Source organism: Pseudobacteriovorax antillogorgiicola (assembly GCF_900177345.1).
Taxonomy (GTDB): Bacteria; Bdellovibrionota_B; Oligoflexia; order Oligoflexales; family Oligoflexaceae; genus Pseudobacteriovorax; species Pseudobacteriovorax antillogorgiicola.
This window is the reverse complement of sequence record NZ_FWZT01000025.1, coordinates 85680-97993: the sequence shown is the minus strand read 5'-3', so window position 1 is coordinate 97993 and position 12314 is coordinate 85680. Positions and strand designations below refer to the sequence as shown.

Genomic DNA, 12314 nt, shown 5'->3' with positions numbered 1-12314 from the left:
AGCGCATCACCGAACCTTTCAGGAGCACAACCCCATGAGACAGTCTTGGGCTACATCACTGATATTGGTCTTAGCAATATTTGGTTGTAAGGATTCAAAAGAATCCCAGGAAGAAGCAGCCGCCCCTTCTCCAGATGAAGCCATTGAAATACCTCCCAGCTCGGAGAATGTTATTGTCTCTGACGACCCAGATAACATAGCTGCCGTAAAGGCTTGTGGATCATCAGCGGTCGCCAAAGGACATCAGGTGCCAGGCTTAGTAGCAAGTAATATTAATCTCCAGATCTATTCTTGGTCACAAACGGTAAATCAATATCGTTCTCTACGAATCGTCGGCAACTTAAAGGATAGCAGCTGGACTCGCTTCAATATCTTTAATCCGGTCAATGGGCTAATAGCTCTTTCTATTGATAGTGATGAATTGAGTGCTGATGAACAGGGGGACTTTGAGTTTTGGCTTGTGCCGTTTGGAGGAAAAACTGATGGTTTGGTAAAGCCTTTTAACCTTCCAGAGGGTGATAATTACACACTATTAATTCATGACACATCGATAGATGGAATTACATTTGATGTGACATCCTACGATATGGATGGCAAGCAGACCAGCTGCCCTCAAGGGGCTCGCGGCTACCCTGCGGTGATTTCGAACTTTATGTCTACGTTTCGTGAGTCCATCAACGCCCAGGGTGCAGTGCAGTTTGTTGGGGATGAGGATCAGGGGTATTTACAAGACCCAGGAGTGCATTCAATCCTTGGCGGGCTAAGTTTTGCAGAAGGTCGCGAAGTGTTTGTGATGACGGTTGCGATGCCGAGTGCTGCAGAGACAAAAGACTTCTTGGCTTGCTCTTTTGATCATCAGTCGACGCTAATTCAAGATTGTGTGAGTCGATCAGAAATGACTGCCAATGGAATGGGGCAAGTAAACTTTGTTGTCAGTTCGGCCAATCAATTAGCAGAAGCAACAGTGGTGGACGCAGGTGCCTTATACTTAGAGATGCCAGCAGCTAACCATGGTATCTTGTTGAGGCAATATGGACCCGCGACCGAGTTTGTGGGGCGTTTTTCGCTTGTTGCTGAGAATCAAAGTGCAGAACCAACAGTTGGAGCTTATTATCCAACCTATAAGTGGTGCGCTATTGGAGATTTCCAGGCGAATGGTTTGGCGTGCAGCGATGCATCGGTAGGGCTTTGATTTGCAAGAGCTAGAGAACAGAAGGGGTTTACTACTTCGACCCTTCTTCTTCCCGAATAAGGTTCTCTAGCTTCTCAGCATTGTTATCCCCAGGTTGGCTTTCCAGCTCGCTAAATTTCTGATTGATTTGTTCTTGAAGTGCGGGATCGGAAACTATGGTTCCGCCGTTTGCGAGCGTTTCTAGTACTGCATCAGCCTTTTCAATTAGTTCCTCTTCCGATAGCTCGGTGTCACTCAAACCTGCATTGAAATCAACTTTTTGGAGTTCGAAGAGGAATAATACATAGATACCGCCAATTGTTGTGAGGTCGCTGGCAAAGTATGCAGCTTCGCTGCTACTGGTGTCACGATATTTCTCGGGAATCGCCGTTAACAATTCAACAGCACGCTGCATTTCCAAAATAGCAGTACTGATCGTTCCAGCGGTAAGTAGTGTTGTGGCCTTGGTTTCAAAATCAATTCCGCCACTCGATTCATCTCCTTGGTCATCCCCTTCATCACCGCCACCAGTTTCTAGAAAGCTTTCAATGATCGAGATTCCCACTACCTCGTACTTCCCGCCGTAGGCTCCTGCCCATTGAGCGAGATACAAGTACTCTTCAGCTTCTTGGTCGGCCTCTGGAGCATCGCTAAAATCTCCATCCTCATAGCAGGTAATCGCTGAATCCCATTCCTGTTCATCGATGTATGACAAGCAACCGGAGCTGGACTCGTCTTCGGGAATCAATTGACCACACGCCCCTAGGCTTACTGAAAGGTATGCAATGTGAAAAAATTTAATCATCTAAATCCCCACAGAAAACGTAATGGTGTATTCTGGTCTCTCAAAGCTATTGGAGCCAAACCCCACCACCCGATAGTATGAGCTTAAGCCAATCTTAATAAGTAAAAGATCAAGCTTGAGCCCGTAGCTAGGCTTATTGTGGTATACACCCGCAGAGACCCCCAATGTTTGCCAAAGTAAAAATCGGACCCCAAGGTGAAGCCTTCTTGCAAGAGACTCCCCGCTATTGCCATCGACATCATGAAGCTCCCCACTGAAGTGAATGGCATTGCCTTCCGTGTGTAGGGTCACCCCCAAGCCGATGTTTTTTGTCTGGGGAAGCGTCGGATAACGATTATCGGTGAACTTTACGGGAGTTAAGTTCTTGACGGTGAGGCCTAAAGAGTAATCGACGGTGAAGTCTTTCAGATAGATAAGGGCCCCGACGTCGGTGCCGGTTCCTTGGCCGTAAGAGCTGACATCCTGAGCTTCGGCGATGGCATCTTCAGCATTGAAGGGAGTAATGAATAGATTTTTTTCGACACCATATAAGAATTTTTGAGTCGCTCCTAAGTGAAGCCAGCGAAGGGGAGAAAAGGCTCCACTTAGGGCTGCTCCACCAATTGCATCTACAGCAATTCGGGCGCCGGGGATACCGGTGTCGCCAAAAGAGTCGTAGCGAAGATATGCGCCGCCATCGACGAAAATTCCACCACCACCATTTTGATTGAGTATACTGATGGTAAGTTCGGTACCGATTCCCAGGTCCAAAGCCTCCAATTGGCTAATGTCCACCTGGGTTCCCCCTTCATCTTGGAGGTTGGTGGTGCCGGTTCCAGAGCTTGCGACATCGCTGTTAAGCGCAGATTGAATTTTATCAATGTCACCAGAAGGTTTGATCGTTGTTTGAAGACCGCCCCAACGGAGCCAGGACTTACCAAGCCCTAGGAGAGCGGGATTGCCAAAAAGAATGCCCTCGCGACTAGCTCTTGTAAGTACCGTTCCTCCGGCCCCGCGATCGAAGGGCTCAATATATACGGGATCGGCGAGATTACGACTCCATGCCTCAGTCGCTATAACAATCGAGAAAATCCAAAGGTATTTCGGCATGAATCAGAGCCCTTCCCAGTGATCCTGAATACTTGGATCGGTTGAATAAGAACGATAGTTAGAAAAATATTGTTCCTGTTCATGCCGCGGGGTAGGATTTTTAAGATTTTGAAATAATTGGATTTATACTGATTCTGCGGCCTGTAATCGGCGATGGAGGCTTGTATTACGCTTGTGATTAAACTTCTTTGAGTACGATATCGAGGGTTTTAGAGACACTTGTTCGCAGTAGCTCTTCTGTGAAAGGTTTGATGATCCAACCTGAAACACCAATGGCTTTAGCCTTGGCAATTCGGTCCTTGTTGCCGTTTTGTGTGATTACTATACTTGGACCCTTGTAGCCAAGCCGCTTGATTCGTTCGATCATCTCCAGGCCATCGACTACGGGCATGAAGACATCAGAGATTAGAAGATCGATGTCTTGATTTTTCCAATACATATCGATGCCATCTGCTCCAGTCCTGGCAGTAACGACCTTGATCTTGTGCCTGGAAAGGCAGAACGTGATCTGTTTGAGAATGGTCTCAGAGTCTTCGACTGCCAGTACTTTGATTGCCATGATCGCTCCTGGGTTCGCTAGCATCGACCTCTACCTTGCCGGCTAGCCGATAGGCAGTTTTGAGATCGACTCTTATATTATATCTAAAATTTCTAAGATCCTGAAATACATGAGTGTTTTTTCGGAGCTAATCATAGGAGAGAGTGCGTCAAAAATTCCTTGAAAAGCGGGCAATCCTAGTCTATAACCAGTGACTTATCGAGGAGTACAGAATGGCTAAGATTAAAACCCCATCGTCAGAAAAAGAACTTTTGCAAAAACTTAATAGAGTGAAGCTGCAATTGGAGCAGTTGCAAGAAGTTAAGAAAATCCTTCTTGCAGAAGGGATTAAGCCTGATGATGACGATAAACGAAAAGAGTCCAAATATATCCAGCAAGTTTTAGGCTTGGAGAAGGACTTGAAGCGCCTCAAGGGGCCTAAAAAGCCAGGTGATGGCCGATCTCCTGAGGTGCCTAAGGCTCGAAGCAGCTCTAGGGGAACGAAGCGCCCCGCGGGACGAGCGTAAGAACAAAAGCGCGCAGTAAAAAATGATAAAATGGGATGCACAGGAGGCATCCCATTATTTTTTGTCGATTCTTAATCCTACTTACCTTGTCTGAGCCAGCTCTATCGCAAATCAAGGGCTTGAAGCACTGTGGTATCAGCAAGAGCACCCGTGAGCTACGATGCTTCGAGTCGGTGAGTCACTGCCGAACCTTCAACCTAACTGGCACTTGTCGAAGTGAGAAACATCCTCATCCAAAGAAAGATGTATGGTGCCTGTACCAAAGGCAGTCGGTCCTATGGGGGTGCTATACCGATTCCAAAGTTTGTGAAAAGAGGGCCCAGTCCCGGACTGACTATCGATGTCAAAAGCTGCGCTAAACTTCCTTGATAAGGTCGCTATCCGCCAAACGAATCCGTGGACCGTAAAGACCCTCCGGCTTTCGTTTGCCTGCCGAGATCACCATGGTGACTTCAGCTCCCGTGGGGAGGTCTAGGGTGCTTTTGATCCGTTTTTCGTCGATACCGCCCATGGGGCAACTGTCATAGCCGTGTGCGGCGAATGACAACATCAGAGTTTGTGCGACTAGGGCACATTGAACGTGGGCCCAAACTCGGTGATCTCCCTTGCTTACGGGTGAGCGGATGATCGGCTCTTTCAATCCCTTGAACCAGAAGAGTCCCCGGCGAACCAAATTGTTGATTCCTAGCGGGTCAGTCTTCATCACCTGAGGCAAGAGCTTCCGATAGTAAGTATGAACCGGTTTGGGCAGTTCTTTTTTGCCGCCATCGGTCATGAGGCCAACGATCTTTTCCAGGTTTTCCTGCCACAGATCCCCTCGTGCAACGATCACTACCAGCTCACCGGCCGTTGTCGCTGCAGGTTGACCAAGACAAGCTTGCGCGATTGCTGCTTTCTTATCTGGATCTCTCACCCATTGCATCTGGTACGGTTGTAGGTTCGAAGAGCTGGGAGCTAGGGTAGCATCTTTGAGGCAGTCTCTCATAATGTCTTCGGGAATAGGTTGTTCATCGTAAACGCGAATGGACCGACGTGCCTCTAATACCTTTTTGAACTGGGGCAGCACTGATTTAAGGTAGGCATCGGTAGGCTTCTCTTCACCTGTACCGTCGTATTGCCTTGCACCTTGCATATCGTTTAGTGGATTTTCAGCCTTAGGCATGGAAGTCTCCTGATGGGAAGTCAATGATGATCTCACACTAAGGCGATCGTTTCCGGCTTGTCAATTGCTGTCCACTTACTGAGTATTGGTTTTTTAATCTATGTAAGAGACGTCTTGTTTGTCTTTTCTGCAAGAAGAGGTAGGGGTTATTCAAGTCAGAGGGGAAGCAAGACTTCCAAATTCTGACCACCGAGGCCAGATCATGACCAAACTCCACAAAACACATTCATTAAATTCAATGACCTACAGGTGGCATTGAAAGTGCTTAGTAGCTATCCTGTTCAACTTGGAGGTTGCTTGTGCCTATTTACAATAGATTAGAAAAAGGAAACGTACCGGTGCAGCTATGGGCTCCTATTCACGAAGTAGAGAGTCAGGCTCTGGATCAGCTTACCAATATTTCAAGACTACCATTTGTCTTCAAACATGTGGCGGCTATGCCGGATGTTCACATGGGAAAAGGGGCGACTGTAGGCTCTGTCATTGCCTCAAAAGAGATGGTCATTCCAGCAGCGGTTGGAGTTGATATTGGCTGCGGGATGGCTGCTCTGAAAACCAATATCAATAAGGATCAGCTGAGTGAAAAGCTCCCACTGCTTAGAAAAAGGATTGAGGATCGCATCCCCCTTGGTCCTGATTGCAACGAGACGATCACAGCTACTGCCGAGAATTGGAAGGGTTGGCGGAAATGGAAAAATCTACACCTCAACCGTGATGCTCGAGATGATACCAGACTCTGGAAAAAGGCCCAAAGCCAATTGGGAAGCTTGGGTGGCGGCAATCACTTCATTGAGATGTGTTTGGATGAGCACGACAATGTTTGGCTGATGCTCCATAGCGGCTCTCGCAATATTGGTAAGGTGATTGCTGAGTATCATATGAATAAGGCCAAAGACTTGTTGCGCTTATCGGAGACTAAGATCCCAGATCTTGATCTCGCCTACTTCCTAGATCATCAAGATGAATTTCATCAGTACTGGCATGACTTGAAGTGGGCGCAAGATTTCGCCTTGGAAAATCGCAAGGAGATGATTCGTAGCATTTTAGAAATTTTGAGAAAGCTCTTTGCAAAAAAGATTAAGCTGAAGGTTCTTGAAGAAGTCCACTGTCATCACAACTACGTTGCAGAAGAGGTTCATTTCGATCAGAAGCTGTATGTGACCCGAAAAGGAGCCGTCAATGCAGAAAAAGATCAATTAGGAATCATCCCAGGTAGTATGGGTGCCAAGTCTTATATCGTGCGCGGCAAGGGAAATGTCGAGAGTTTTTGTAGTTGCTCCCATGGAGCTGGGCGATTGATGTCTCGATCCAAAGCTAAGAAGATGTTCACGGTAGAAGATTTAAAAGCGCAAACCCAGGGTGTGGAGTGTCGCAAAGACAGTAGGGTGCTCGACGAGATCCCTGGCGCCTATAAGGACATTGATCAAGTGATGGAGAGACAGAAAGATCTTGTGGAGATTGTTGCAACCTTGAAGCAAGTTCTATGTGTTAAAGGTTAACTCTATGCAGTACTCAACTCTCGTGGTGCATGAATCGCCGACGCCCATGGCTATGGCCATGGGCAAAAACATCAAACTGAAGCCCGTGCCTTAAGGTTTGGGCTTGATCTCAAAGCTATGGATCCACAGTTCTTAGGATTTCGAGGTGTGATGCCCTGATAGAAGTCTTGGATGACTTTCATGTCAGCTTCGATGTCCCCTGTGGGATATAGGATGGGGCCACAACCTGCGACCTTGGTTTTAAAGTCAATGTAATAAAAAACAATGGGAACCTTGGCTCCGACAGCAATGTGATAAAAGCCAGAGCGCCAGCAGTCCGTATAGGCACGGGTGCCTTCAGGAGCAAGGCCATAGAGAAATTCATCACGGTTAGCAAACTCTTCAGTGACTGCCTCGACCAAATTACGAGTTTTTTCTCGGTCTAATGAGACCCCGCCCCAAGCTTTGAAGAACCTTCCCATGGGGCCTTCAAACAGCTCTTTTTTACCAACCCAATTAAGTTTTAGATCGGTAGCAAATAGAGTACCGAGACCAATGACGATATCCCAAGTGGATGAGTGAGGAGCCATCAAAACCACTGCTTTCTTGACGTTGTGCTGCATAGGAACGGCTTTCCAGCCAAGAAGTTTCAAGACGCTTCGGCCAATCATGCGTCTAATTGGATAGGTTTTGTTTGGCTTCATTTTGATTTAACCTGTAATTATCTCTTTGGTTTGTGGTCGGCAATGTAAGAATACCGTAAAACGCGAGGAATCGTATCTCCCCTAGGTAAAAGAAAGGTAAAACCAAAAGGTTTTACATAGAGCGTGTTGAAAATACTGGACTTTTTGAATATTTTGTCCGGTTTGCTCCGGTCATAGGGTGCGGAGCTTGGCAAGGGGCTCTGTGACCACACAGTCATCGATATCATGTAAGATCTTGTCGAATAACTTCTTGCGAAGCAAGCAAGCTTGAATCCCATATGAAAGAGCTTCCTGGTAGGCTTTCGGGCTATCGTTGCAGGTGATCCGTAGCATTCGTCGTGCTATGGGACCATGCTCTTGTTCATCGAGATCCACATGCCTTTTTAAGTAATGGACAAGTGCCGGTGCTTCGTAGATGGAGCTAGAGGTTTTCATTTCGTTGAGAATGGAACGAAAGATATCTGGGATGATTTTTTCACGACCAAAGAAAAAAACACCTGCTACGATGTGGATGGGGTAGTTGGACGCAATGTTGATATTAAACTGCACAAATTCTTTGAGGGGTGTTTTTAGAAGGTCATAGTCATAATTTTTGAGAAAACGCTTAATTGGTTTAGTGTCGGCATGAATCTCGTCCATGGCTCTGACATACATGCTGAAGTGATCGCATGGCTGATTGTTATGATCTAGATCAGATTCCTCATCAAGAACGATTTCGTTCACAAATCGCACGAGCTCTTTTGGGTACATGCTGGGTTTCCATGGAATGGTTGTGCAAGTGAGCTTGATCTGAAGGGCTTTGAGAATCGTCATAAAATCCCAAACGGCAAACACATGATATTCCATGAATGTTCGCAAGTTTTGTCGATTGAACAAGCGATGGTACACCGTATGGTCAGCCAATTCTTTCTGGATAGTTTCCAATTTGATCTCTAAGATATTCAATTTTTTTGTATGTTCTTTGGTTTCAAATGAAATCACCAAATGCTCCTGAAGTAAAAGGCCGTCTTTTAAGTCCGATTCTGAGTATGTTTCGAACCTATCAGGTAGACTCTAATAAATCTCAATTTACTTAATATTACGGTCTTGGACTGCATTTTTGTAGTTCACAAAGATGCTTTTGTCACAAGGCCTACTATTATTTCGGGTATTCATGATGGTACTTGAGTCCTTGTGGACATCTAGATTCGCCGCTGCATGGGATCGTAGCGGCTTAGGATAAAGCCTCGCTTTTTTAACAACTGCAAAAGACCTTGTTTTCCACTCAGGTGTCCTGCACCTACAGCGACGAAAGTTGAATCGCGCCGAAACAGAGGATCTAAGATAGCAGCCCAGGAACGATTGCGTTTATCGATGAGTAATTTGATTTTGTCGGGAGACATCTTCATATGTTTGGCTGGCGGATTGACAACTAACTGGTACAGTTTCTCTATATCTCCTTGCTTGTAAATATCACTAAATTCCTTAAGAGTGTCCTGATCCTGAATATCGTTCTCTAAGTATTCTTTCAGTACTTGAGGTGTGAAAAGTTTTTTGAGCAAATTGATTTGAAAATCGATGGTTTCTAAAAATACTAGATTTTTTTTGGACTCTGTAGCTAACTTGTGGATTTCGATATCCATGGAAACTTGGCCCTTAAAGGCCTTGGCCTGTAGGGTATTTATAATTCCGTAGGCGTTCATGCGATCGAGTGCTGATGGTGGGACGTGGGGGACTTTTTTAAGGAGTTTCTGCCAATCCTCATTGCCGATAAGTTTCCTCATGCTTTTACCGCGAGGCAGCATCACACTGTTTCGGATGGTACTAGGGTCAGCATTCAATACATCAGCTTCTAATACGACTTGTTTGGTGCGTTTTAGCCTTTGCCAAACGATTGGGTGAACTTCATCTGGGTGAACGCCTAGGTGGATCGTACCGAATAGGTAGCTCTTGGGGTAACTGGGCTTACGAACCTCCCAAAGTAGGGGAGTTCCCATAGGTGGTGAGGTTGGAGTAGCAACGTTTGGGGTGATTGTATCTGTGGCACAACTGCTGCTGAAAAGGCCGAGCCAGAATCCAAGGAGCAAGGTTATGGTGTTAATCATGGAGAGTCCTTCGTATGAGTTTGCTTGGGGCGACTGATAGAGCCATCCGGAGGATACGACAGGGTAGCTCGAAAATCATTGTATTGTTCAGGTGTGTAATCTGGAAATGGTAGGCCTCCATCCTGACGAAGTCGGGCGATCTCGTTTTGTGCATGAGCCACTTTTTCTTGTGGCAGAGACGATGATGAGTCTTGATAGACTGTGCGAGATGGGAATGCGAACCCTGTACCACAGGCTTCGACAATCTCCATGATCCGGAGCATTAAGTCTTCTTGTATAGCTAAAAAATCATACCACTTTCGGGTGTTGATATGGCAGAAAACATCGATATTTAGCGAGTACTCGCCAAATCCGATGAAGCGAACTCGAATTCTACGATCCTGAAGGACTTTAGGGTGAGATAGGAGCAGTTGCCGAAGTTGGGACAAAATGTAGCGCAATTGATCCGTGGTCGTTTCGTAGCGAACACCAATCATAGTTTGGAACTGAATCTTATCCCTTAAGGACAGATTTTCGAGTTTCATTTGAGAAAATTCTCGATTGGGGATGGTTATCACTGAACGCTCTAAAGTTCGGATTCTAGTCGATCGGATACCGATATCCTCAACCCGTCCGAGCTGTTGATCAAAGCGACAAAAATCACCGACGCGAACGGGTTGATCCGTGATCAACGCGACTCCCGAAAAAAGGTTTTCTAGTGATTTTTGAGCGGCGAGGGCAACTGCAATACCCCCAACTCCTAAACCTGCTAGGAGGGCGGTAATATCGATGTTATAGACCCTGAGCAGAGCAAGCGCGGTAATGACAAATAGAAATATTTTTGTGAAACGTCTCCCTAAGGGCACCATAGAACTAGCAGCAATCAGCTCGCGACGCTCCAGCTTGCCTTGGAATAGATCTGAAAAGAGATCTACCGAGCGCAGAAAGAACCAAGTGAGGCTTATAACGAGAAATGTTGCAAGGCCAGCTAAGATTGTTTTCTGCGCTGCAATCGTTAGGTTGAGGCTGAAGGTAAGCAATGTAAAAAGGATGACGCTTGTAAACATTAGAACGGGAGCTTCCAACTCTCTGAGCAACTGCTTTTCTTCAGGAAACTCGGCAATTCCCTTGCCGATATGCGGCATGATGCGAATCATGCGTCTACTTATAAAGCGGGAGAGGCCGACAATAAGGGGAAAGAAAGCCAAGATGACAATCAACTGCCAGAGCTGAAGGCTAAAGATTTCATACTCAATAAAGATAGGAGGTAGCCACTCCCCTATCTTGCCGTGGCCGAAGTGGGTATAGAGCGGATTAATGATTTTGACAGTGCTTTTTGAGAACTTCCATACGTTGGCTTTGGGGCCCCACATGCGATCCATGTAGATCCGATACTTCTTTTTTTCAAGCTCTAGCAGGGCAATGAAATCGCGACTCTTGGCTAGGCCATCTTTTGTGACACCTTCTGGTTCATCGGCGAGGTGCATTTCATCGAGATCGAGGGCTCGATCGAGGACGAACTTCAGTTTTTTAGCGAGAATTGGCCCCTTGGTTTTTTGCTCAGATTTCTTGATGGCTCTCAAATCTAAGTAAAGTGCAGCGGTTTCATAATCTCTTTCATCGCAGGCTTGAAAGAAGCCCGTTAGGCTTCCCCGTGGAGTATCGCGATTGTAATTGTCTTTGTAGCTATAAAAATCGTCGTCTTTGGGTTCAGTCAGCAAATGCTGTCCTGGGGCGCTAGCCCCCCAGCTGCTCAAAACGACAATGGCTAAGATTCGAAAAAGCATACCGACTGCTATGTCTATTGATAGAGTTCCCCACTAGTATGATATCGTTCCAGGGACGGCGTGGCAGCGGCAATAGTTTCCTAGCGAGTGCTTATCCTTGGGTGGCGCTAGAAAGCCTTGGCTTTTAAAACGATACGCCGCGCATTTTCAACATGATTTGGCAGGTAAGGCTCACTCACTGGCTCGATTTCCCCCATACCGATTGCAACCACCCGATCAGGGTCGAAGCCAAGCTCATTGATGAGAAATTGCCGAACTGTTAAAGCCCGTTGGTATGATTCCACCTGATTGACATCAGCAGCACCCTCGGCATTGGTGTGTCCCTCGACCAACAAGGTCGGTAGTTTCGAGGCTTGGAAGACGCGGGCTGCCGCAGTAAGAATCCGTTTTCCTTCTGCACTTAGCTCAAAAGTTTGAGGATAGGCCTGGGGGTCTTGAAATAAGCCAAAAAAGCTTAGGGTCTTATTGGGAGTGATCTGAATGACGCGAGCAATCTTGATATCTCGTAAAACGGCTCGGTCACCGATCATGATAAGTGGGTAGTCTTTTTCTAAGATGCGAGACTCCTGTGTTCCATTTTGAACGACGTGAGCTACAGTGTGATCACTGGTCGACTCTGAAACTTTAACTACGCCAACATGAATTATTTGTGTGCCTTTTCTGCGATAGATATCGAGAACAGCTCCTTTGGTAGGGGTTTCATGGCCATGGCTTGCCAATGACACGTATTGATCCTGGCCTTCGCCAATGATATCCAAGACGGTTATGATATGAGGCATCTTTCCGCGAGGTGCTAGGGGTGTTGCTTGATTTTCTTGTGCACTCGGTGCTGAGTTTGTCTGATTTTTATAGACAATCTCTCCCAGACTGTGGTTTGTAGAGACGGCAATAAGAATAGCTAAGATAGCGTTCCGTCGTACATTTAGTGGTTTGAGCAAATCTATCATCTTGTTGGTCCCTCTCACATATCCAAGATCCTTAAGGCCAGGA

Annotated in this window: 12 protein-coding genes; 3 read left to right on the top strand and 9 right to left on the bottom strand. The window is 46.3% G+C overall.

Going from position 1 to position 12314, the window contains the following annotated elements; all coding sequences use genetic code 11:
* Positions 1 to 34 precede the first annotated feature (34 nt).
* Complete coding sequence (locus tag B9N89_RS25640; RefSeq protein ID WP_132324131.1) at positions 35 to 1192, top strand: hypothetical protein; 1158 nt, start codon at positions 35 to 37, stop codon at positions 1190 to 1192.
* A gap of 31 nt (positions 1193 to 1223) precedes the next feature.
* Here the strand turns inward: B9N89_RS25640 and B9N89_RS25635 are convergent, their stop codons facing one another.
* The 3 genes from B9N89_RS25635 to B9N89_RS25625 all read right to left on the bottom strand — a co-directional run bounded on the left by B9N89_RS25635 (position 1224) and on the right by B9N89_RS25625 (position 3624).
* Positions 1224 to 1976, bottom strand: coding sequence for a hypothetical protein (locus B9N89_RS25635; RefSeq protein ID WP_132324129.1), 753 nt, complete (start codon positions 1974 to 1976; stop codon positions 1224 to 1226).
* Positions 1977 to 3065 (bottom strand): hypothetical protein, encoded by a 1089-nt coding sequence (locus tag B9N89_RS25630; protein WP_132324127.1) that lies wholly within the window; start codon positions 3063 to 3065, stop codon positions 1977 to 1979.
* Positions 3066 to 3243: 178 nt separating this feature from the next.
* On the bottom strand, positions 3244 to 3624 hold the full coding sequence (locus tag B9N89_RS25625; protein ID WP_159455637.1) for a response regulator: 381 nt from the start codon (positions 3622 to 3624) through the stop codon (positions 3244 to 3246).
* Between the two features lie 212 nt (positions 3625 to 3836).
* Here B9N89_RS25625 and B9N89_RS25620 point away from each other — a divergent pair, with 212 nt between their 5' ends.
* Entirely contained in the window at positions 3837 to 4130 is a 294-nt protein-coding gene (locus B9N89_RS25620; RefSeq protein WP_132324123.1) for a hypothetical protein, read from the top strand.
* Positions 4131 to 4485: 355 nt separating this feature from the next.
* Here B9N89_RS25620 and B9N89_RS25615 read toward each other — a convergent pair whose 3' ends face one another.
* A complete protein-coding gene (locus tag B9N89_RS25615) occupies positions 4486 to 5292 on the bottom strand; it encodes a nitroreductase family protein (protein WP_132324121.1) in 807 nt (268 codons plus the stop codon).
* Between the two features lie 299 nt (positions 5293 to 5591).
* On the opposite strand from B9N89_RS25615, the gene B9N89_RS25610 reads away from it, so the two are divergent.
* Positions 5592 to 6791 carry an RtcB family protein gene (locus tag B9N89_RS25610; protein ID WP_132324119.1) on the top strand — a complete coding sequence of 400 codons (1200 nt, stop codon included), beginning with the start codon at positions 5592 to 5594 and terminating at the stop codon, positions 6789 to 6791.
* A gap of 71 nt (positions 6792 to 6862) precedes the next feature.
* On the opposite strand, the gene B9N89_RS25605 is transcribed toward B9N89_RS25610, so the two are convergent.
* From B9N89_RS25605 to B9N89_RS25585, 5 genes are all read right to left on the bottom strand, one after another.
* Positions 6863 to 7474 carry a lysophospholipid acyltransferase family protein gene (locus B9N89_RS25605; RefSeq protein ID WP_132324117.1) on the bottom strand — a complete coding sequence of 204 codons (612 nt, stop codon included), beginning with the start codon at positions 7472 to 7474 and terminating at the stop codon, positions 6863 to 6865.
* 171 nt (positions 7475 to 7645) lie between these two features.
* On the bottom strand, positions 7646 to 8455 hold the full coding sequence (locus tag B9N89_RS25600; RefSeq protein ID WP_159455636.1) for a DUF3050 domain-containing protein: 810 nt from the start codon (positions 8453 to 8455) through the stop codon (positions 7646 to 7648).
* 200 nt (positions 8456 to 8655) lie between these two features.
* On the bottom strand, positions 8656 to 9558 hold the full coding sequence (locus B9N89_RS25595) for a TraB/GumN family protein (protein WP_132324113.1): 903 nt from the start codon (positions 9556 to 9558) through the stop codon (positions 8656 to 8658).
* On the bottom strand, positions 9555 to 11324 hold the full coding sequence (locus B9N89_RS25590) for a mechanosensitive ion channel family protein (protein WP_132324111.1): 1770 nt from the start codon (positions 11322 to 11324) through the stop codon (positions 9555 to 9557). Before B9N89_RS25590 ends, B9N89_RS25595 begins: the two co-directional genes overlap by 4 nt.
* A 107-nt stretch (positions 11325 to 11431) precedes the next feature.
* The gene (locus B9N89_RS25585) at positions 11432 to 12271 is read right to left on the bottom strand and encodes an OmpA family protein (RefSeq protein WP_132324109.1); all 840 of its coding nucleotides are present in this window, start codon (positions 12269 to 12271) and stop codon (positions 11432 to 11434) included.
* Positions 12272 to 12314: the final 43 nt, after the last annotated feature.